The sequence below is a fragment of the Streptomyces sp. NPDC025721 genome (assembly GCF_055558595.1).
The window spans coordinates 25,227-45,481 of sequence record NZ_JBVHMF010000044.1 but is presented as its reverse complement, the minus strand read 5'-3'; the positions used below and the strand labels follow the sequence as shown (position 1 = coordinate 45,481).

At 68.8% G+C, this 20,255-nt stretch carries 19 protein-coding genes and 1 pseudogene; 13 read left to right on the top strand and 7 right to left on the bottom strand.

From position 1 onward, the window contains the following. Positions 1-251: 251 nt before the first annotated feature. Positions 252-1,439 (bottom strand): elongation factor Tu, encoded by a 1,188-nt coding sequence (gene tuf, locus ACZ4EF_RS35620; RefSeq protein ID WP_467508341.1) that lies wholly within the window; start codon positions 1,437-1,439, stop codon positions 252-254. A 537-nt stretch (positions 1,440-1,976) separates the two neighbouring features. Here tuf and ACZ4EF_RS35615 point away from each other — a divergent pair. Next, a complete protein-coding gene (locus tag ACZ4EF_RS35615; RefSeq protein WP_467508339.1) occupies positions 1,977-3,212 on the top strand; it encodes an MFS transporter in 1,236 nt (411 codons plus the stop codon). A gap of 167 nt (positions 3,213-3,379) precedes the next feature. Next, positions 3,380-4,183, top strand: a complete 804-nt coding sequence (locus tag ACZ4EF_RS35610; RefSeq protein WP_467508337.1) for a TVP38/TMEM64 family protein — start codon at positions 3,380-3,382, stop codon at positions 4,181-4,183. Here the strand turns inward: ACZ4EF_RS35610 and ACZ4EF_RS35605 are convergent. Then, entirely contained in the window at positions 4,140-4,751 is a 612-nt protein-coding gene (locus tag ACZ4EF_RS35605; RefSeq protein WP_355350251.1) for a flavin reductase family protein, read from the bottom strand. The two genes, ACZ4EF_RS35610 and ACZ4EF_RS35605, sit on opposite strands and share 44 nt — an antisense overlap. A 243-nt stretch (positions 4,752-4,994) precedes the next feature. Between ACZ4EF_RS35605 and ACZ4EF_RS35600 the strand changes: the two genes are divergently transcribed. Both ACZ4EF_RS35600 and ACZ4EF_RS35595 read left to right on the top strand, forming a co-directional pair. After that, entirely contained in the window at positions 4,995-5,495 is a 501-nt protein-coding gene (locus ACZ4EF_RS35600; RefSeq protein WP_467508335.1) for a hypothetical protein, read from the top strand. Positions 5,496-5,539: 44 nt separating this feature from the next. Then, complete coding sequence (locus tag ACZ4EF_RS35595) at positions 5,540-6,217, top strand: hypothetical protein (RefSeq protein ID WP_467508333.1); 678 nt, start codon at positions 5,540-5,542, stop codon at positions 6,215-6,217. Between the two features lie 80 nt (positions 6,218-6,297). Here ACZ4EF_RS35595 and ACZ4EF_RS35590 read toward each other — a convergent pair whose 3' ends face one another. Then, a complete protein-coding gene (locus ACZ4EF_RS35590) occupies positions 6,298-6,885 on the bottom strand; it encodes a TetR/AcrR family transcriptional regulator (protein WP_467508331.1) in 588 nt (195 codons plus the stop codon). Positions 6,886-6,958: 73 nt separating this feature from the next. Between ACZ4EF_RS35590 and ACZ4EF_RS35585 the strand changes: the two genes are divergently transcribed. Both ACZ4EF_RS35585 and ACZ4EF_RS35580 read left to right on the top strand, forming a co-directional pair. Next, entirely contained in the window at positions 6,959-7,789 is an 831-nt protein-coding gene (locus ACZ4EF_RS35585; RefSeq protein ID WP_467508329.1) for a class I SAM-dependent methyltransferase, read from the top strand. 340 nt (positions 7,790-8,129) lie between these two features. Continuing rightward, a complete protein-coding gene (locus ACZ4EF_RS35580; RefSeq protein WP_467508327.1) occupies positions 8,130-8,906 on the top strand; it encodes a DUF5655 domain-containing protein in 777 nt (258 codons plus the stop codon). 598 nt (positions 8,907-9,504) lie between these two features. On the opposite strand, the gene ACZ4EF_RS35575 is transcribed toward ACZ4EF_RS35580, so the two are convergent. From ACZ4EF_RS35575 to ACZ4EF_RS35565, 3 genes are read right to left on the bottom strand one after another with little or no spacing between them, the layout of a single operon-like run. Further along, positions 9,505-10,092, bottom strand: coding sequence for a hypothetical protein (locus ACZ4EF_RS35575; protein ID WP_467508325.1), 588 nt, complete (start codon positions 10,090-10,092; stop codon positions 9,505-9,507). 23 nt (positions 10,093-10,115) lie between these two features. Further along, positions 10,116-11,645: an RHS repeat-associated core domain-containing protein gene (locus ACZ4EF_RS35570; RefSeq protein ID WP_467508324.1), complete on the bottom strand. Its 1,530-nt coding sequence runs from the start codon at positions 11,643-11,645 to the stop codon at positions 10,116-10,118. A gap of 54 nt (positions 11,646-11,699) precedes the next feature. After that, complete coding sequence (locus ACZ4EF_RS35565) at positions 11,700-12,749, bottom strand: hypothetical protein (protein ID WP_467508322.1); 1,050 nt, start codon at positions 12,747-12,749, stop codon at positions 11,700-11,702. Between the two features lie 386 nt (positions 12,750-13,135). Between ACZ4EF_RS35565 and ACZ4EF_RS35560 the strand changes: the two genes are divergently transcribed. The 6 genes from ACZ4EF_RS35560 to ACZ4EF_RS35535 all read left to right on the top strand — a co-directional run bounded on the left by ACZ4EF_RS35560 (position 13,136) and on the right by ACZ4EF_RS35535 (position 18,927). Continuing rightward, positions 13,136-13,528, top strand: a complete 393-nt coding sequence (locus ACZ4EF_RS35560; protein ID WP_467508320.1) for a hypothetical protein — start codon at positions 13,136-13,138, stop codon at positions 13,526-13,528. A gap of 851 nt (positions 13,529-14,379) precedes the next feature. Then, positions 14,380-14,523 (top strand): hypothetical protein, encoded by a 144-nt coding sequence (locus ACZ4EF_RS35555; protein ID WP_467508318.1) that lies wholly within the window; start codon positions 14,380-14,382, stop codon positions 14,521-14,523. A 457-nt stretch (positions 14,524-14,980) separates the two neighbouring features. Then, positions 14,981-15,511: a hypothetical protein gene (locus ACZ4EF_RS35550; RefSeq protein ID WP_355345493.1), complete on the top strand. Its 531-nt coding sequence runs from the start codon at positions 14,981-14,983 to the stop codon at positions 15,509-15,511. Further along, positions 15,508-16,473: a hypothetical protein gene (locus ACZ4EF_RS35545; protein WP_401853971.1), complete on the top strand. Its 966-nt coding sequence runs from the start codon at positions 15,508-15,510 to the stop codon at positions 16,471-16,473. The genes ACZ4EF_RS35550 and ACZ4EF_RS35545 overlap by 4 nt, the downstream gene beginning before the upstream one ends. A 47-nt stretch (positions 16,474-16,520) precedes the next feature. Continuing rightward, a complete protein-coding gene (locus ACZ4EF_RS35540; RefSeq protein WP_467508316.1) occupies positions 16,521-17,867 on the top strand; it encodes a hypothetical protein in 1,347 nt (448 codons plus the stop codon). Positions 17,868-17,913: 46 nt separating this feature from the next. Beyond that, positions 17,914-18,927, top strand: a complete 1,014-nt coding sequence (locus tag ACZ4EF_RS35535; RefSeq protein ID WP_467508314.1) for an RCC1 domain-containing protein — start codon at positions 17,914-17,916, stop codon at positions 18,925-18,927. A gap of 243 nt (positions 18,928-19,170) precedes the next feature. Here ACZ4EF_RS35535 and ACZ4EF_RS35530 read toward each other — a convergent pair whose 3' ends face one another. Beyond that, a complete protein-coding gene (locus tag ACZ4EF_RS35530; protein WP_355345786.1) occupies positions 19,171-19,725 on the bottom strand; it encodes a hypothetical protein in 555 nt (184 codons plus the stop codon). Here ACZ4EF_RS35530 and ACZ4EF_RS35525 point away from each other — a divergent pair. Continuing rightward, positions 19,667-19,936: pseudogene (locus ACZ4EF_RS35525) on the top strand (IS5/IS1182 family transposase); the annotation flags it as partial. The gene ACZ4EF_RS35530 and the pseudogene ACZ4EF_RS35525 sit on opposite strands and share 59 nt — an antisense overlap. Between the last annotated feature and the right edge of the window lie 319 nt (positions 19,937-20,255).

The following is a 20,255-nucleotide window of genomic DNA, read 5'->3' as shown; positions in this document are numbered from 1 at the left end:
TCGGCGGTTTTTGTGGGGTGGTCCGGGTTCCGTGCGGGCTAGGGGCCGTTGCGTAGGAGTGGGGCGGCCGAGCGGGTGTGGGTCTTCCGCGCCCCCCCCCCCCCCCTCCCCCCCCCCCCCCCCCCGGCCCGGCCCCGCCCTCCCCCGGTTGTTCGGGGGTCGACGGGGCCGGGTGCTGTCGCGGCCGGGCCGCGATGGGCCGAGCCCTCTTGCGGCCGGGCCCTGTTGGGCGCGGTCGCCGGGTGGGCGGCTCAGCCCACGGCGGTGACCGTGCCCGCGCCGACCGTGCGCCCGCCCTCGCGGATCGCGAAGCCGAGACCCGGCTCCAGCGGGAGCGGGCGGCCCAACTCGACGCTGATGTCGGCGGTGTCGCCGGGCAGCGCCATGCCGCCCGGCCCGCCGAAGTCGACGTCGCCGACCACGTCCGCGGTGCGGATGTAGAACTGCGGCCGGTAGCCGGTGGAGACCGGCGTGTGCCGGCCGCCCTCGGCCGCGGGCACCATGAAGACCGTCGCCGTGAACCGCGTGTGGGTGGCCACGCTGTCCGGCGCCGCGACGATGTCGCCGCGCCGCACCTGGGCGCGCTGCACACCGCGCAGCAGCAGCGCCACGTTGTCACCCGCCTGCGCGGACTCCATCGGCTTGCCGAAGGTCTCCAGACCGGTCACCACACTCACCAGCGGCCCGTCGCCGTGCCCCTCGCCGTACACCTCGACGCGGTCGCCCGGCCGTACGGTCCCTCGCTCGACCGCGCCCGTCACGACGGTGCCGCGCCCGGTGATGGTGAGCACGTTCTCCACCGACAGCAGGAACGGCGCCTCGGTGTAGCGCACCGGGACCGGCACGTGCGTGTCGACCGCGTCGAGCAGCACCTCGATCGCGGCGGTCCACCGCGGGTCGCCGTCGAGCGCGCGCAGCCCGGAGACGCGCACGACGGGCAGCGTGTCGCCCGGGTACCCGTGGGCGGTGAGCAGTTCGCGCACCTCCAGCTCGACCAGGTCGGCCAGCTCCGGGTCCCCCGCGTCCGCCTTGTTCAGCGCGACGACGATGTGCCGGACACCGACCTGCTTGGCGAGCAGGACGTGCTCCGCTGTCTGCGGCATCACGCCGTCGAGCGCGGAGACGACCAGGATCGCGCCGTCGAGCTGCGCGGCGCCGGTGATCATGTTCTTCACGTAGTCGGCGTGCCCCGGCATGTCCACGTGCGCGTAGTGCCGGGTGTCGGTCTCGTACTCGACGTGCGCGATGGTGATGGTGATCCCGCGGGCCGCCTCCTCCGGGGCCCGGTCGATCCGGTCGAACGGCACGAAGGTGCCGGTCCCGCGGTCGGCCAGGACCTTGGTGATGGCGGCGGTGAGGGTGGTCTTGCCGTGGTCGACGTGACCCATGGTGCCGATGTTGAGGTGTGGCTTGGTGCGCACGTAGTTCTGCTTGGACATGACGGACGTCGTCTCTTCTCTTCCTCTGACGGAGTTGTCTGACGCGGCCGGACCCCATGAGCCGGACCGACCCTCCCCCTGCGGGGTCCGCCGGATGACTGTCCGGGGAGGGTCAGCGTCGTGCGCCGTCGAAGAAGGTGTCCCGTGCGCTCCGGGCAGCCTTCGTCGGCGCGACCGCTGCTGCGGTGGCGTCTGCGAGGAAGGTGAGCCGGAACATGCGGTGATCATCCCTGCCGGGTCGGTGGTACGTCCAAAGGTTTTCCGTCGCCTTCCGGGGAGGCGTGGCGTGATGGTCGACACGACTTCACCCGGTGGTGACGTATGCGAAGCAACCGCGTGCGAGAATTTGTTCCGCGAAGGAACTTAGAAGGTGGCGGGCACCGCCGCGAGCCCGAGCGCGGCACTCATGATGTCCGCCCGCACGAACCCGGCGTGCACGAACCCTCCCCGTACGAACCCGGCGTGCACGAACCCTCCCCGTACCAACCCGGCGCCCACGGGCCCCGAACACCGAACACTTCAGAAGGATGCTGCTCCATGCCCCTGGCCATACTCGCTCTGGCGGTGAGCGCCTTCGGCATCGGCACGACCGAATTCGTGATGATGGGCCTGCTGCCCAACGTCGCTGACGACCTGGGCACATCGGTGCCCACCGCGGGCTATCTCGTCTCCGCCTACGCCCTCGGCGTCGTGCTCGGCGCGCCCCTGCTCACCGCGCTCGGCTCCCGCGTCCCGCGCAAGCGGATGCTCCTGCTGCTGATGGCGCTCTTCACGCTCGGCAACGCGGCCTCCGCCGTGGCCCCCGGCTACAGCACCCTGCTCGTGGGCCGCTTCCTGGCGGGCCTGCCGCACGGTGCCTTCTTCGGTGTCGGCGCCGTCGTCGCGGCCCGGATGGTGAGCGAGGACCGCAGGGCGCGGGCGGTGGCCGCGATGTTCCTCGGCCTGACGATCGCCAACATCGTCGGCGTGCCGGCCGCGACCGCGCTCGGCCAGAGTCTCGGCTGGCGCGCGACCTTCCTCGTGGTGTCCGTGATCGGCCTGATCGCGCTGGGCTCGCTCGCGCTGCTGATCCCGCGTCTGCCCACCGACGAACACGTGGGAGTAGCCCAGGAGTTCCGCGCCCTGCGCGAGCCGCAGGTGCTGCTCGGCCTGCTCACCGCCGTGTTCGGCTTCGCCGGGATCTTCGCCGTCTACAGCTATCTCGCGTCGATGATGACCGAGGTCACCGACTACGCCGACTCCTCCGTCACGTGGCTGCTCGCCCTCTTCGGCGTCGGCATGACGCTGGGCACGCTCGCAGCGGGCCCCCTCACCGACCGGGCCCTGCGGCCGACGCTGTACTTCTCGCTCGGCGCCCTGGCCGTCGTCCTCTTCGGCTTCCACTACGCGGCCGAGTCCAAGGTCGCCGCCCCGATCGGGGTGGTCGTGCTCGGCGCCGTCGGCTTCCTCACCACCACGCCGATCCAGATGCTGGTCATGAACAAGGCCCGCCAGGCCCCGACCCTGGCCTCCGCCTCCAACCACTCCGCGTTCAACCTCGCCAACGCCGGCGGCGCCTGGCTCGGCGGCGTCGCCATCTCGGTCGGCTGGGGCTGGACCTCCCCCGCCCTGGTCGGCGCGGTCCTCGCCGCCGCCGGACTCGGCATCGCCGTGACCGCCGGCGTCCTCGACCGCCGCACGCCCCACGACGCCTCCCCTGTCGTCACCGGCAGCGGCTCGCAGCTCCAGAAGGCGGAGGGCGACGGGGAGTTGACGGTGGCGGACACGGTGTGACGCGGGGCCGCGCGGAGTTCGACGGTCTTCCGCCGGACTCCGCCCTCGGCCCGTACGGCGTGCGCCACGCACCCGTCCCCGGCCGTAGACGTGTCGCGGCGCCCTGCCCCCGCCGTGGGGCACATCGACAGGCGCCATCTGCCGCCCGTCTCGATTACGCTGCCTGAATGCTCGACCGCTTCCCGCGAATCCCGGTCTCCGCTCCGTACGGGGCGGCCGTCCGTCTTTCGCGCGTACTGCTCTCCCCATGGGCGCGGTTCGCGCTGCTGATCCTGCTGTTGGCGGGCGCGGGGGCCGCCGTACTGGCGTGGCAGCCGCAGCATCTGCTGACGCACGGCCTGCCGCGTACATCGGGCACGATGGCGGTCGTCCTCTTCGCGCTCGCGTACGGCGTGTGCACCGTCGCGTTCGTCCCGCGACCGCTGCTCAACGCCGCCGCCGGGGCCCTGTACGGCATCCACGCCGGGCTGCCCGCCGCCATAGCAGGGACGGTGCTGGGCGCGGGTCTCGCGTTTCTGCTCGGGCGGCTGCTCGGCCGTGACGCCGTACGGCCCTTCCTGCGCGGGCGGATCGCGCTCTCGCTCGACCGGCAGCTCAGCAGGCACGGCTTCCGCAGCACGCTGGCGCTGCGGCTCTTCCCCGGTGTGCCCTTCGCCGCCGCCAACTACGCGGCGGCCGTCTCCCGTATCCGGCTGCTGCCCTTCCTCACCGCCACGGCGGCGGGCAGCGCGGCGAACACCGCCGCCTACGTGGTCGCGGGCAGCCGCGCCGCCTCACCGACCTCGCCGGTCTTCCTGCTGGCCCTCGGTTTCCTGGGCGTCACGGGTGTGGCGGCGGCCATGGTGGCCCGCCGCACCCGCTCGGCGCGCGCGGCCGACCCGGATTCCGCCGAGCCCTCGGACTCCTCCGAGACGGTCGCCGGAGCGGTCACATCCCCGGACCGGACCAGTCCGCCAGCGGAATCCGCTTGATCTCCAGGATCTCGCCGAGCGTCCCCCACTCGTCCTTGCCCAGCCGTGACAGCGGGCGCAGTTTCCGTACGTCCGGGTGCCCGTCGTCCATCACTGCCTCCGAGACGGCCGCGTGCACGACGCGCCCGAACACCACCGTCGAGTCCCCCAACCGGACCGTGCTGTGCAGCTCGCACTCCAGCGCCACCGGCGAGGCCGCCACCCGCGGCGGCTTGACCCTCAGGCTCGGCTCCCGCGCGATCCCCACCGCGTCGAACTCACTCGTCCCCCGCGGGAAGTCCGTCGCCGTCGCGTTGATCTGCTCGAACAGATGCTCCGGCGCCAGGCTCACCACGAACTGCCCGGTCTCCTCGATGTTCCGCACCGAGTCCTTCCGCCCCACCGACGTGAACTGCACCACCGGCGGACTCACGCACGCCACCGTGAAGAAGCTGTGCGGGGCCAGATTGTCCGTGCCCGCCGCCGACGTCGTCGACACCCAGGCGATCGGCCGGGGTACAACGACCGAGGTCAGAAGCTTGTAGAAGACGTTCCGTTCAACCTGGCCGGGATCAATGTCGATGCGCATGGTCCTCAGTATCCATGCGCCCCCCACCGATCCCCACGCCGGATCGCGACACCTCCGAAAAGCGCCCGGAACCTGACGACACGAGCACCCGGAGCTGAGCCGTCGAGTGGCACGCTTTCCCCTTGGGCAAACGCGAAGTAGGGGGTCAACCTCATCCTCTCCGACCGACTCTCCGCCTACCGACCGCAGCGGCCCGGCGCATACCTGCGTATCTCCTCGGACCGCTTCGGATTGGAGGCCGGTGTGGACCGCCGGCACGACGACGCCGAGGACACTCGTCACCGGCTGGGTTGGGGAGAGTTCGCGAAGGTCTACCGCGAAGACGACACCTCGGCCTTCAAGAAGCACAAGGTGATCAAGCTGGCCCGCCTCCCGTCCGTGACCGCGCACCAACTCCCGGGTCCTCTCCGCACGAGCGGAGGTAACCCGCCGGAGCGCGTGAAGTGCGGCTTGATGATCCTCTCGGCCCTGCACCAGCCCTCCGAAAGGATCAGAGCCACCACGGTCCACGCACTCTCCCGGGACATCGATGTTCCCGCAGTCCATCTCATCGACATGCTCAACGATCTCGACATCCTGCTCGACGACGCACCCGACGCCCTCGAACAACCGGTCAGAGCTCACCTCGCACTGCTTCCCGAGCAGATATGCGTCGAGGTGACCGCTTACTTCGACATCCTCCGCGACGGAGCCCCCGCCGCCGCCCGAGGTCGTCTCACACAGTCGACATCCGCCTGCGGCTGATTGTCCCGTTCACTGCCGAGTAATGTGCCCCCCGATACTCCGCATTGAGGCAGGTCGCCCCCGGCGACATCACCGCCTGGCTGTCCAATCGGAACAACGTCCAGCGCGAAATCGTCGCGCTCCGGGAGATGTTCAAGACGCTCAAGTCACAGCGGCTGATCTTCGCCGATCCGGCCCGACGCATCAGGCCCGGCAACACCCTCGTCAACCCGCCCAGGCCGGTCGCGGAAGGCCAGCTCAAACAGGTGGCCAGAGTCGCGGGCGAGAGCCCGGCCCTCCTGGCCGTCGTCGCCCTTGCCAGCATCCACGCCCTCTTCCCGCACGAGATCAGAATGCTCCAGGACTCCGACATCGGGCTGAGCACCGGGCGCCTCCGGCGGGGCGAGGCCAGCCGGCCCCTCGACGACTTCACCGCCGAAGCCATCCGCAAGTACCGACGCTACCGTGACGCCCACTGGCCGGACTCGGCAAACCCTCATCTCCTCCGCACCCAGCAAACAGCCAAGGGGAAGAGTCCGGTCAGCGACTTCTGGCTCAAGCGCCTGTTCAAGGGGCTGCCCGCCACGGCCGACAGCCTCCGCCAGGACCGGGTCCTCGAAGAAGCGACCGCCGCCGGACCCGACCCCCTCCGCATCGCCACCATGTTCAACCTCAGCGCCCAGGCCAGCTTCCGCTACACCCACGCAGCCGGCCCGTCAGACACGGAAACGACGATTGGGTAATACCCTGGTAGCTGACCGTTATGTGCCCTGTTCTGGGAGCTGTCTGCCGCTGGCGGCGACGTGCGGTCTGTGCGCTCAGGTCACGATGGGAGTGGTCGCAAGGCGCTGGCGATGACGGTGGTCACCATCTTGTGGACGGCGGCGGTCTGCGGTGGGGCGCTTGTCCGGTCGGCGAATAGCAGGTGCCCGGCCCCGACGAGGGTGGGGGCGAGTGTGTCGATGTCGGCGTCACCGGCCAGACGCCCCGACTCCCGCTCGGCGGTGAGGTATGCGGCGATCATGGCGGTGCCCTGCATGGCGAGTGGGATGCCGGTCAGACCGGCCTCGCGCAGCCGGGCGCGGAGGCCGTCACGGAAAGTGATGAGCGCGACGATCGCCACCGTGACCGGCCCGAACAGATCCTGCAGCGCGTCGGCGAGGTTGTCCACCACGCTCCCGGTGCCGGCGGCCGCGCGCAGAGTCGTGGTCCGGTCCTCGATGCCGCGGACGCGGTCGAGGACCAGTCCTGCCAGGAAAGCGTCGAAATCGGTGAAGTGCCGATGCAACACACCCTTGGCGCAGTTCGCCTCCTCCGTGACCGCCCGGCTGGTCAACGCGTAAGGCCCGTCCCGAAGCAGGACACGCTCGGCGGCTTCGAACAACTGACCGCGCACGTTGTGAATGTGCACCCCTGACGGCATTGTCTCCCTCTCCGCGCCGCTCTGCCTTAACAAGTGGGCATGCGCCCACTAGTGTGGGCGCATGCCCACTTTATCGCAGGGACAGCCGTCCGAGTCCGGCCCCGAGCCCCACCGCCACCGGCAGACAGCCGAGTCGTTCGGAGTGGACGCCGAACGCTACGACCGCGCCCGACCGCCGTATCCCCAGGCCCTGGTGGACAACATCGTCGCGGCAAGCCCCGGCCGGCACGTCCTCGACGTCGGAGCCGGGACCGGCATCGAGGCCCGGCAGTTCCAGGCGGCCGGCTGCACGGTGCTCGGTGTCGAGCCCGACGAGCGGATGGCCGCCTTCGCGCAACGCAGCCGTATCGAGGTCGAGGTCGCCACGTTCGAGGACTGGCAGCCGGCCGGGCGGCAGTTCGACGCGGTCATCGCCGGCACCGCCTGGCACTGGGTGGGCCCCGTCGCCGGCGCGGCCAAGGCGGCCCAGGTGCTTAAGCCCGGCGGCCGACTCGCCCCCTTCCACCACGTCCCCCAGCTCCCGGCCGAGGTGATCGACGCCCTCGCAGAAGCACTCCAACGTGTCGCCCCCGATTCCCCGTTCAACCCCGGCCTGCTCAAGGGCTCGGCCGTGGATGCCTACCAGCCGCTGTTCGCGAAAATCGCCGACGGGATCCGGCAGACTGGCAGCTTCAGCGAGCCCGAACAGTGGCGCTTCGCCTGGGAGCGCACCTACTCCCGAGAGGAGTGGCTCGACCAGCTCCCCACCTTCGGCGGCCTCACCCAACTCCCCGCAGACAAAATGGCGGAGGTCCTGGACAGCGCCGGGACCGCGATCGACAAGCTCGGCGGCCACGCCACCATGCCCTACACATCCATCGTGATCACCTCCACCCGCTCCCAAACGCCGTGACCGCCGCAACGCCGGGCGCGAGTACACCGATGAGCACAGCAACGTTCCCGGGGGAAGCGGGAAGAAGACTCGCAAGAGGGGAAGTTTCTCCGGCCCTTTGCCCCGGGCCGCGGCCATCATCAGCAGCAGCGCCCCTATCGCGCGCATCGAGGCGGAACGCCGACACTCAGGGAGCGCCAGGCCCGACACCGCGCTCGTCCAAGGAAGGCCCGGCGGGCCCGGCACCCCACGCTCTCTGAACTCCCCAGTTCTCAGCGGGGGCCGGCGCCACGAACTCACGGCCAGAGACTCCGAAGCCCCAACAATACCTACAGTTCAGATTTCGATACCTTCAGAAATCGTGAACTCGCGGGGATTGCACGGAGGCCGGATCGACACCCTGGGCCTCGACGAAAACGGCGCTCCGGTGGTCGTGGAGTACAAGAAGACGGTGGACAGTGGGGTACTGTCCCAGGCTTCCTCCTACTTGTCGTGGTTGTGTTCCGCCCGTCACGAGTTCGAGGCGCTGGTGCGGGATCGGCTGGGTTCCGCGGCGGTCGGGGAGATCGACTGGCGGAACGCGCGGGCGGTCTGCATCGCCAGTGATTTCTTTCGGCATGACCGGGTCGCGGTGAACGACAACCGCAGACGGATTGACCTGGTGCGCTACCGGGTCTTCGACGGTGGTCTGCTGACTCTGATGCTGGTCGAGTCTTCACCCGCGTCTGCCGGCCCGGCTCCGGCTCGGCAACACAACCGCGGGCGGCAGGCAGCAGGCGGCCTTGATGACGGGCTTCGGGCAGCGCCTAACGTTGTTCGTGACGGGCTGCGGGATCTGTACGGTGACCTGGACGAGGCGTTGACCACGTGGGGCGAGGTGGAGGTGGCCCGGCTTCGCCACTACATCGCCTACCGGCGGATGGTGAACCGCGCCTCGGTCCTCGTCCGTCCTTCTTACGGGATCATCCTGGTGTACCTCACCCTCGACCCGGACACGGTCGTGCTGAAAGAGAGCTTCACCCGCGACATGCGCGGCATCGAGCATCTCGGAACTGGGGACCTGGAGGTGCGGATCGCATCCGCAGCCGACCCGAACAGGGCCGAACCGCTCATCCGAAGGGCCTTTGAGGCGAGCTGACTATGGCAAGACTGCTAGGCCATCGGCTCAGCTCGGCGAACGAAGTCCTCGGGGAAGCTCAAGCAGGAGCGGTTTCATGTGGTGGCGGCTCAGATGGCCTGTCCTGCCTGGTAGGTCTGTTGGTGATCGTAATGGATGGCCTGGAGGCCGAGTTCAGAATCGTATTCGGCATCGATGATGCGGACGTGCAGGCGCTTGTCATATTGCCCTTTCCCAGCTGCCCAGTGAGGCAGGGGGTGCAGCGTCGAATCGGAGACAAACGCGTCCTGGACTTGGTGAACGAATCCCTCAAAGCGGGGATCCTCGACGGGGACCGCCTTCGGCGGGAGACCACCGTCGGCACCTCACATGGGTCGATCCTCTCGCCGTTGCTCAGCCACGGGAACGGAACAGACGGCACTGGCACGGTCTGCCCACCTACTACCTGGTGCGGTACGCGGACGACTGGTGCCTGATGGTATTCGGCTCCCGAACGGATGCCGAAGTTCTGCGCGAGGAGCTCGCAGAGGTCCTATCCGCGATGAACTTGCAACCACAAACTTGAGATCTCTACCGAACCCGGGGCGGTTCACTCGAACCATTCCGAGAGATCCGCAGGCTAACGGTTGCGCAAGGCTGAACGGGCCTGGCCATGTATCGGCGTCGTGTAAAAGGGAGCGGTGCGGAAGGCTGTGCGGCCCACCGCCGACAGCGCAGGCTTCCATAGCACGACACCGTGGCGCCGTTGCCATCGCGCCATACTCCAGGCAGACACCATGGAGGCCACCTGTAGCAGCGGGAAGGCAAGACCGAGCCAGAGGCACTGGAAACCGAGCCCGCACACCGCAACCACCGCTGCAGCGAACACCGCATTGCGAAGCCGCCCGCGGCGAAGGGCGCGCCGCTGATCATCTGAAAAGCGGTCCACCGCTTCCGGATCCTGCATAGGAATGGCACTTTCCTGGGCCCGGACCACTCCCGCACGACCCGCCAGAAGCCCGACGGTCCAGAAGACCCCGATCCCCAAGAGGACAGCGGCTTGGACCACGCCGCTCAGCCCGCCGTGCGTCACATTCGCGGAAGACACCAGCAAAACGACGGTCGCAACGATCCCACCGATCACAGATGCGAGCCCTTCACCCACAACAGTCGAAACGTACGGAACCAGTTGTCGGGTGTCCAGAGGGGATGTTTCGGCCGGGGACATAGGACCTCCTGCGCTGGTATCTGTCAGAACCATGATCTCACCGTGGAATACGCCGATCGGGACGTCCTGCCCACCGCCCTGCCGGCTCTAGACGCGAATCGGCCCGTAGCACGGCCCGCGCGGTTCGCAGCACCCCAAACCAGGCGGGCATCCCCGCTCTTGAAAAGCAGGCCGCCATCGGTGAGAAGCCCCGCAGACGCCATCACACACTCGGTGGTGCTGCCATCGCCGAAGCAACCGTCGTACACCAAATACGCGTTGCCGACCCAAGCCGCAGTGGCGTACGAGGCCACCCACACCGTTCCACAGACAGGGGTGAGGACTCCGGCGGAACCCAGTTCGCAGGCGCCTGCGGCGATCGTACCGCCGACAGCGATGACTGTGGCCACATCCTTCACTGTGTCCGCCGTCGCCGGCCCGCCGCCGTCTGCAGTGGCCTTGTCCTTGCATTTCGCGGCCGATCCGCCAGCCTCGACGCACTTGTCGAACTCAATGATCCCGTTGCGATATTTGGTATCGGCCGAATTGAGCCATTCCTGGTACGACTTCGCGTCGAGCGTCTGGCCGCCGTTGTAGCCACGGTTCTTGTTCAGCCAGTTGTAAGTTTCGGGATCGAGTGTTGGACCAGAGGTATCTTTGGTGGCGGTCGATACCGCAGGCTCCCGGTCCTCGTGGTAGGTAGATTTCTGGGTCGGAACACCGTTGGTGCATCCGGTAATGACGCCGCTCATGCATTCCATTACCCCCAGGCCCGTGGGGTCAGAGAAGGCAAGAGGGTTGGCACCGGCATAGGTGTAGCCGTTGAGCGCCTGAGGTTTGTCCAGTTCCAGCATGGGGTCGATGCTGATGAAGCGGCCCGTGGTGGGGTCGTATTGGCGGGCTCCGATATGGGTGAGGCCGGTGGTGTCGTCCGCGGTGCCGCCGAGGAAGCCCTTCGTGCCCTGCCAAGTACCGTCCGGCGTGCCGCGGTCGGCACCGAAGATGCTGGCCTTACGGCGGGTGACCGTCTGGGTGGTGGCGTCGATCTGCGTGCTGGCCGTGCCGTGCGGATCGGAGATCAGATAGCACAGCTTTCCGCCCGTGCGCATGGCGACGGTCTTGCCGTTGAAGTCGTAGTAGCGCGTGCCGACCAGGGTGCCGTTGGGCTGGAGCAGCAGCTCGTTGCCGTTCGGCAGGAAGAGCGTCGTACCTGACTCATCGGTGGCGGTCAGGCGGTTACCATCAGGGTCGTATGCGTAGGAGGCCACGGTGGCGGTGCCTTGTTTGACCGCGCTGAGGTGACCTTGCGGATCCCAACTCAGGCTCTGCTGGGGTGTGCTGCCCAGAGCGCGAGTGGCGGTGTTACCGGCCGCGTCGTAGGTGTAGGTATCGGTGTGCGGTGCGGAGCCGGTCTGGGTGACCTTCGGCAGGTTGTGGGTGCCAGTCGCGGGCGGGGCGTAGGTGCGGGTGGCGTCGGTTGTCGGACCGGAGGTCGTGGCGTGCTGTGTCTCGGTGGTGCGATTGCCGACGGCATCGTAGCCGTAGGACGTCCAGTAGGCATCGGCGCCGCCCACGTTTGTGGCTGACGGCCCTTGAGTACAGGTGCTGCCGGTCTTGGTGGTCCACGACTACGTGATGCGCCGCAGAGCGTCAGTCGTGAAGCACTGGTTGTCGGTGACCGCCGTGGTGTCCTGGCCAGTGGTGTCGGTGACCGAGGTGACGTTCTGCGCGGCATCGTATGTGTAGTGGGTGGCGTCGACACGCTGGGGCACGGTGTCGCGGTCGGTGATCTGGTCGGTGAGCGCGCCGGTGTGTTCGTCGTATTGGTAGGAGTTGTAAACGGTGTGGTTGAAGTCGCCGTACTCCTCGCGACAGACGCGGCCGTAATGGTCGTAGAGAGTACCAGCCACTACTGAGTCGGTCCCGGCTGCCAGACCAACGGGCAGGGCGGCGTTAAAGGTGTAGAGCGAGGTGATGTCTTCTTGCGGCAACCCGCCCATCACGGGCTGTCGAACCCACTTGGTCTGGCCGGTGAAGTAGTACGCGGTCGTCCACTTGTACGTGTTGGCCAGGCCGCCGGCGCCGGGCACGGTTAGCTGGGAGATCGATGGCTTGTAGAGGGTGCTGTACGAGGTGACTTCGCTGGTGTAGGGCTGACCGCCGATGTACTGGGTCGATTTGGCGGGCTGGCCCTTGCCTCCGCTGGCGGTGTCGTATGTCCACTCCGAGAGGGTCGTGGTCGTTCCCTGATAGGTCGACGTCAGCTTGGTCTTGCGGCCGAGCTCGTCGTAGGCGGTGTGCAGTTTGGAGCCACGGGCGTCGGTGACGTCCACGGTACGGTCACCGGCGTCGTACGTGGTGGTCGAGTGTCCCTTGTCCGGATCGTCTGCGGTGAGCTGGTGACCGCGGGCGTCATAGGTGTATGCCCACTTCGCGCCGGACGCGTCCTTGACCTGCGCCAGGCGGCCGTGCTCGTCGTAGGTGGACAACGTGGACTGCGAATTGGTCCGTGCGGAGTCGGCGTACTCCTTGAGTTCAGTGGTGCGGCCCAAAGCGTCGACGACAGTGCTGGTGGCCGTACCGCCGACGGGCGGAATGACGGTGGTGGTGTCGCCGGTGTAGATGGTGGTCGTGGTCTCCGCCGGGTCGCCGAACTTCTTGTTGACCGTCTGCGTCACACGCCCCGCGCCGTCGTAGACCGTGTCGGTCGAGGCCGGGTATTTGAGCTCCTGTCCGGTGACCGGGACGGCCTCCGCCCTGACCGTCCGCGTAATACGTGCCGGACGTGCGCCATTCGAGGCCGCGGGTGTCGTACAGCGTCTCGGTGACCAGGCGCCCGGAATCGTCAGGGGAGGGCACCTGTGTCTGGTAAAGCCGGAGCATTCCGTCGAAGAACTGGTACGAGGGCTGATAGACCTCGTTGTAGTTGAGGCTGTTGGTGGTGACCACCACGGGGCCGTCGTTGCGAATGGTGTAGCTGAACTTGTAGTTCGGCGTCGTCGGATATGTCGCCTGGGAGCGCGCCGGTGTCCACACCTGAGAGGTGCGTCCGAGCGCGTCGTAAGTGATCGTCGTGACGCGCCCGTTGGCGTCGCTGGCCGTGAGCGGCTGGCCGCGCAGCGGGTCGAGGGTGCTGGCCACCGACACCACACAGATGCGGCGCCGGCAAACGCACGTACACCTGTTCGCCACCGCCCCCATCGTCCCGGACCAGGCGGCCACGCTCCGCCCGCTCGACGCCCGCTCCACCCCGCTCGTCCTCCCCCTCCCCGGCGCCCTCGACCAACTGCGCCCGCTGGGACGCCGCCGCGTCGAAGTCACCCTTCGCGCGCTAGCCACCGGACAGACCCTCCGCCTCGACAACGGCATTCCTGCGGCTCCGCCGGGGCTCACGGCCGACGCGCTTCCCGCGAACTGTCTGGTCACAATGCACCCCCCACACGCCATGGGCCGGTAGTGAATGAGAACAAACGACCTATGACGCGTGTTTCGGGCACGGCGGGCGACCCTGCCGCGGACCCGCCGAATGCCACTCCCCCGCCCGCGACACGGCAGCGTGCGCGCCACCGACGCACGGCCAGGCGTTCCGTCGCAACGCCCACATCGTCCGCGAGCAACGCCAGTCCCATGGGCTGTGCCGCCCCTACCGGTGTCCTCCGGGACGAGCGGCGGAGCCCGGAACGCGCACAAGCCCCCGATTTACGCGATGCCGGTGCCATGTTGATGTCCGCTTCCCGAAGGATGCTCCCAATGACCGCGGACCCCGTCCCACCCGGCGCCCGGATCGTCTTGGGCGGGACGCACCTGCTCAACGGCACCGCGCACCGCGCCTCTGCCGAGCCGGACGTGCTGGTCCGACCTTTCACCCGGCGGAAGCCAGCCGCGTACCCGGTGCCTGACCAGCGCCACGTGCTTCAAGGCAGCGTCAGGTACCCAGGCTTCAGCAGCGAACGGCTCCATCGGCGCCCGCCGAGCACGCTCCAGCCAGGTCCGCACCCGTCGAACTCCAGCGCCGCACACCGTGCGTCGGAGACCACCGCATCCATGATCGTCTGTTCAGTTCCTGTGTGCTTCACCGGCCCTATGCCGATGCTGTCCGCGAACAGCTCAGGCTCCCCAGCGTGCTCTACGACACATATCGCCGCCACCCGACCGTTGGCTTGCCGGGCGGCGCCGCCCCGGACAGGCGAGAGCCCACCGGAATGGGGCGCGGCGGCGGTGGCGGCTTTCCGAAGCAAAGACACCTCGTGGCCGTTTACCGCACCTCGCGACGAGCTTGGGTCGTTCCGGGCGGGATGCACCTGCTCAATGAAACGGCACCCCGCCGGCGGCGGCTATCACGTCTACGCGCAGATCCACTTCCACGCCGAGGACGCCTGCTTCGTCCCCACCGACGAGCCGGTTGGTGCAGGCTCATTCCCCGAGGCGCTGTGCTGGCTCGGACCGGCGTGAGCAGCGCACGCAGCGGCAGCACTGGCCGAGGTCTTCGGGCCCGAAGCCGAGCGCGGCTATGCCTCCTTTGTCCCGACGGCTGACGGCGGGCACGTACTCAAACGCAAGTGGTTCGCCCAGGACGCGCTTGCGCGGCGCGAGCAACTCCACCCGGGTATAACGGTTCGACCCGACGGCTTGGCGGAGTATCTGCGCTCCCGTGGGGCCCCAGGTCAGGGCGACGCCTCCCTTCCGCAGGGTCCGCCACGACGTCCACTGCGCGAATCCACGTCCACTGGCCGCGTCTACAGCCCCCGTTCCGGCGCTGGCCGGGGCTCAGGAGGCGGGTCGCAGAGCCGATCGCGTGATCGTTTTCCGGCTGCGGCACGGATGGGTTTGAGATTGTACTGATTTTCATATTTTCATGACGACATGCACCGTATATGAACATGTGTTTGGAAAGGTCGTGCCCAGAAACATGACGCGTATCCCTGTCTCCCGCGGCATCGCCGCTCTCGCGGTGGCCATCACCGCTGCCGCCCTCCCCGCCTCCCGGGCAGTTCTGCATGACGCTCCCACCGTCGCTGTCGTCCGCGCGGCCGACGATCCGACGCCTTCCCCCACCGACTCGACCTGCCCGGACGGCGCGGAGAAGCCCTGCCCCGCGTCCACGAAGGACCGTGAGGAAGTGGACGGGCAGCGCGACAAGGTGGAGAAGGACGAGGCGCAGGCCAAGGAGGACATCGGCGCCGCCAAGGGCGAGGCCACCAAGTGCCCGCCCACCTCGAAGGACTGCATGACCAACCTCGCCGGGGACGGCCACGAGCAGAAGGAGGGCATGGCCAAGACCCAGCAGGAACTGGAAGGCGTCCACCCCGCTCCTTCAAACAACGCACAGACCGCGGTCAGCGGCGAGTGCTCCGCGTTCGGAGCCGATCTGCCCCCCGCGCTGTCGTCCTCCGGTGACCCCGCCGACCTCACCCGCGTCTGCGAGTTGATGAACCCATGACCGCCGCGACGAACCGCCGAGTCCTTGCCGCCGCCGCAGCCCTGGCGATCGCGCTGTCCGCCCCGGCCGCCGCAGCGGCCGACGGCCCCGACCCCGCCGTCCCCGTCGCGCAGGCCTTCGACGGCGACAAGCCGCTGGACTCCCCGCAGAAGATCAGCGACTACTGTGCCGCACACGCCGGTGCCTGCCGCTTCGAGATCAACCGCGACGCCTCCAGGGAGTACGTCACCGCTGTCAGATCGCTGGGCAATGCGGTCCTCAACTGCACCAAGGAGCCGATCAAGGTCAGCCGTCAGGTCTCCCTCCAGGTCTCCAGCTCCGACAACCTCGGCGGCGAGATCACCGGGCAGATCACCATCGAGGGAAGCCTGAACGCCTCCGGCTCGGTGACCGCCGGCGTCGGCGGCGAGGCCGGCGGGACCTTCAAAACCCCGGACCAGTCCAAGGGGCCCAGCGCCGAGGCCACCGCGAAGGGAACCGCCAACGGCAGCGGCACCCTGACCGGCACGGCGGGCCTGCGGGCCGCCTTCGAGGGCGCCTTCAAGCTGTCGTACTCCAAGAACTGGAGCACCCAGCAGACGGAGTCCACCACATACGAGGTCACCGTCGCCCCGGGCGACGCGCTCATGTTCGGCGCGAGCGCTGCGATGCAGCGCGTGGCCGGCAGCATCCTCACCGGAAGCGGTCTCGGGGCGCACAACGTCTTCGTGGACGGTCCTTCCACCGTCAACCGCAGCACCTTCGTCGCGGACACCTACACCGTGCCCGGCAACACCTGCCAGCGGCTGCGGCCCGGCGGCAGGGACGCCATCGACGAGACCACCACGCCCCCGCCCACCCGCAGCGTTCCGGCCCGCCGTGCCGGCGCGCGCGCCGGGTCCGACGCCGGCCTGACCGTCGAAAGGCTGCCCGCGGGCGCCTGGCTCAAGCACCGCGTTCACCTCGCGGGCGTCGCCTCGTGAGCGCCCGCACGAAGCCGCCGCACGGTCCGGCCCCGGAGAGGACCCTCGTGACCACAGCCCGCCCCGTGCTTCGCCGTGCCGCTGTCGGGGCCATGTGTCTCGGCCTGGTGGCCGTCGCCTTTCCGGAGGCGTCCTCGGCGGACACGCCCGAGCCGGTCGCCGTGATCAACGGCGACCTGGCGCTTCCTGCGATCACCGGAAACGGCAACACCCTCACGCCCACGGGATGGTCGGTGGGTTCGACGTCCGCGAACAACGGTGCCGGAACCGCCAGCGGAGTGTTTCGCTACGCGGGCACCGTCACGGGCCACCCCGGGGGGAAGGCCGCGGCGATGCTGCCCCAGAACGGCTCGTCCTACGAGTTCAAGCAGCGTCTGCGCGGTGTGCGGCCCGGCGCACGGGTCACGGTCACCTTCGACGACAGCCCCGGCATCGCGATGCAGTGTGCCCCCCGCACGGTGGAACAGGGGCAGACCTACACCGTCCAAGGTGAGGGCGGCGCCGTTCAGGACGAGCTGACCGAGCCCGACCCGGACAAGGAATGGAATGTCTTCGGCGCAGGTGTCTGGCGCACCGGGCGCACCTACACCTTCACCGCCAACGCCTACGAGCCGCTGCTCACCTTCGCCTCCACGGTCCCGGTCAAACCCAACGGCGGCGCGGCCGGCACCGGCACCAACGGCGGACAGTGCGGACCGATGATCACCAACATCACGGCGGTCCAGGTTCCGCCCCCACTGGACAAGACCATCCGCAACAACGAACTGCCGCCGTCGCTGGCGTTCAGGGGCAACGACAAGCGGAACGTCACCGAGGCCGTCACCGAGTGCAACACCGCCGCCAGCCGCTGCACGTTCACGGCCGAGTCCGACTACTCCTTCGCGTACTACGAGCCCGCCAGGCAGGCCGAGGAGGGATACATCAACTGCACCCGCGCGACCATCACCCGAGAACGGCCGCTGCGGATCTCCTCACGCACCATCAGCGACCTGCCCGCCGCCGCCGGACTGCCCCCGGCCTCCGGGTCGGCTGCACGCTCGAACATGAACGGCCAGTTCACCACCGGCACCGGCACCACCCCCGCATGGGCCCCGGCGGCCGACCGGACGGTCCGTGAGGTCATCAGCCCCGGCGAGGTCTCCTGGATCGAAACCCAGAGCGGACGCCAGCGAACCGAAGGCTGGTACACCTCCAATCCCACACCCGCCGACCCGAACCTCGACTGGCGCCTCTACACGGTCGTCGACCACCCTTCCACCCAGCTCGCCGACCGCGTCTACCAGCGCACCGGTCCCCTCACCTCTGGTGAGCAGGCACGCTGCCGCTCCAACCGTCCCTCTGCCGAAACCCCCGTCGACGCGGGCGCGCCGGCAACAGGAGCCGACCGTGGCTGACGTGACCACCACCTCCCCGAGTTCCCAGGGAAAGGGAAACCGCCCCATGTCGACCCGCCGTGAAGCAGGCCGACGCCACTGGAGACCCGCGGCCGTACTGATCACCCTGGCCGCCGTCAGCCCCCTGTCGGCCCTCACCCAGCCGGCCTCCGCCACCCCGGGGACCGCCCCCGCCGTCGTGACGCCGGCTCCCGCCCAGCGCGCCGCAACCGACTGGGCGACACTCGCCTGGGGCGACAACACCTACGGCCAGACCGCCATCCCCGGCGCCGCGCTGCGGGGGGCGAGCGCCATCGCCGCCGGCGCCTTCCACTCGCTGGCCGTCAAGGACGGCGCCGTCACCGCCTGGGGCAGCAACCTCTACCACCAGACAGACGTCCCGGCCGCGCTCCACTCCGACGTCACCGCCGTCTCCGGCGGCTATCTCCATTCCCTCGCCGTCAAAAACGGCCAGGCCATCGCCTGGGGCAGCGACCGCTACGGCTCCACAGCCGTCCCCGCCGCCGCGCAGACCGGCGTCGACGCCGTCGCGGCAGGCCAGTTCTTCTCGCTCGCCCTGAAGCACGGCCAAGTCCTGGCCTGGGGCGACAACCGCTACGGCCAGACCCAGACCCCCGAGGGAACCCACACCGGCATCACCGCGATCGCCGCCGGCGCCTACCACGCCCTCGCCCTCACCGACGACGGCAAAGTCATCGCGTGGGGCGACAACCGCAAGAAGCAGACGGACGTCGTCACCCCGGTCAAGAACGGCACGGCCACGGCCATCGCCGCCGGCAAGGACTTCTCCGTCGCAGTCGTAGGCGGTCGCGTCTACGCCTGGGGCACCGCGATGACCAACCAGTGGGTGCCGACTACCGCCCAGACCCGGGTCGTCGCGGTGGCAGCCGGATACGACCGCATCGTCGCCCTGCGCGACAACGGCCAGGCCATTGAATGGAAAGCCAACACCACGGCCCTCACCGCACTCCCCACCGACGCCGCCACCAAAGTGCAGGCCATCGCAGCGGGCGGCTACCACTCCCTCGCCCTGCGCGGCGACCCGCCCGCCCAGCCATGACCACCTGAAACGCCGATCGCGCAACAGGCTCCCGACGTAGACCGGCTGCCGCTCGCCAAAGGCCACGCGGCAGCCGGTTCACATGCCTCACTCCGCCACGCAACCCCGCTCAGGACCTCCCAACTACCGCTACCGGGCTGGGCAGAACACCGCGCGGCTCGAATCATCAAGTACGCCGCGTCCACCGGCCAGTACCCGGTCGCGGTCCTGTCCGACTGCGTCGTCTACGCCGCCGACGGCCCCTCACCGCTGGACGTCCTGGCCTACAAGGACGGCAAGCCGTTGCCCGGCGGCTTCTAGCTCGGCGTCAACCCCGGCTTGGTCAAGCAAGAAGGCACCCAGCCCACCTGCGGTGGTGGCGTTGGCGTAGACGTATTCCAGTACGCGGCAGCCCTTGGTCGCGGGCGCGGTGGAGCAGGTGGCCTGCGTGACGGCGGACGTGGGTGCGATGGCGTACTTGAGGCGGGCCAGGAACGTATTGCCGACCGGGATCTTCTCCGAGACGACCTGGGAGGTGGAGTTGGTGGTCGGCAGGAACATCGAGGTGACCCGCCACGTCGTGGCCGAGGGGTCGACCTTCGCGAACGTGGGGGTCGTGCCTTCGCCGTCTTTGAGGGTGAAGGTGCCGGTGAGCGGGGAGCCGGTCAGCGTCAGGTCCTCCGCGCCCGGTTCGGGCTTCCACCCGCCGCCGGAGGCCGCGGTGAACCCGGTCGGATCACCGTCCGCATCCGGACGTGGCCTGGCCCATAAGGCGTACTCCTCCCGTGCGATCCGCGAGCACCTGCGCGAGCGTGGCATTCGGGCGGTTATCCCCGTTCCGGCCGATCAACGAGACCACCACCTGCGACGCGGAAGGCCACCAGCCCTTGACCGCGAGGCATACAAACAGCGCGACACCGTTGGAGGCTGCATCAACCGCTTGAAGCAGTGACGGGGCATGGCCGCCCGTGACGACAGGACAGGGACCATCTACCTGGCTGGACTGCACATCGCGGGGATCTTCCTCTGGTCTGCCAGCCGATCCAAACGAAACGGCCTAGCGGTAAAGCTAGCCAGGCTGCCGAAGAGAACCCGGTCCTACCGCCTGAAGCACTTCTCCACCACATGGCTCCTTGATTCTGGCCTGAACCCCAAGGCCGTGCAGGCGCTCTCCCGGCACAGGGAGTTCAACGAGACGATGCATACCTACGTGCACCCGCCGGTTGCGGAGCCGGGCCTCACTGTGCGGACGTGCGGTCACCTGGTCGCTGCGGTCGGCAGGACGAAGACCGAGCCACCGGCTGAAGCAGATTTCGGGTCCTCAGCATCCATGCGCCCCCCACCGATCC

Coding starts and splice junctions, on each gene's coding strand:
- ACZ4EF_RS35530 (WP_355345786.1), bottom strand. CDS start 19,725: ATGCCACGCTCGCGCAGGTGCTCGCGGATCGCACGGGAGGAGTACGCC.
- ACZ4EF_RS35545 (WP_401853971.1), top strand. CDS start 15,508: ATGACCGCCGCGACGAACCGCCGAGTCCTTGCCGCCGCCGCAGCCCTG.
- ACZ4EF_RS35605 (WP_355350251.1), bottom strand. CDS start 4,751: ATGCGCATCGACATTGATCCCGGCCAGGTTGAACGGAACGTCTTCTAC.
- ACZ4EF_RS35535 (WP_467508314.1), top strand. CDS start 17,914: ATGTCGACCCGCCGTGAAGCAGGCCGACGCCACTGGAGACCCGCGGCC.
- ACZ4EF_RS35610 (WP_467508337.1), top strand. CDS start 3,380: ATGCTCGACCGCTTCCCGCGAATCCCGGTCTCCGCTCCGTACGGGGCG.
- ACZ4EF_RS35615 (WP_467508339.1), top strand. CDS start 1,977: ATGCCCCTGGCCATACTCGCTCTGGCGGTGAGCGCCTTCGGCATCGGC.
- ACZ4EF_RS35585 (WP_467508329.1), top strand. CDS start 6,959: ATGCCCACTTTATCGCAGGGACAGCCGTCCGAGTCCGGCCCCGAGCCC.
- ACZ4EF_RS35555 (WP_467508318.1), top strand. CDS start 14,380: ATGAAACGGCACCCCGCCGGCGGCGGCTATCACGTCTACGCGCAGATC.
- tuf (WP_467508341.1), bottom strand. CDS start 1,439: ATGTCCAAGCAGAACTACGTGCGCACCAAGCCACACCTCAACATCGGC.
- ACZ4EF_RS35550 (WP_355345493.1), top strand. CDS start 14,981: ATGACGCGTATCCCTGTCTCCCGCGGCATCGCCGCTCTCGCGGTGGCC.
- ACZ4EF_RS35575 (WP_467508325.1), bottom strand. CDS start 10,092: ATGTCCCCGGCCGAAACATCCCCTCTGGACACCCGACAACTGGTTCCG.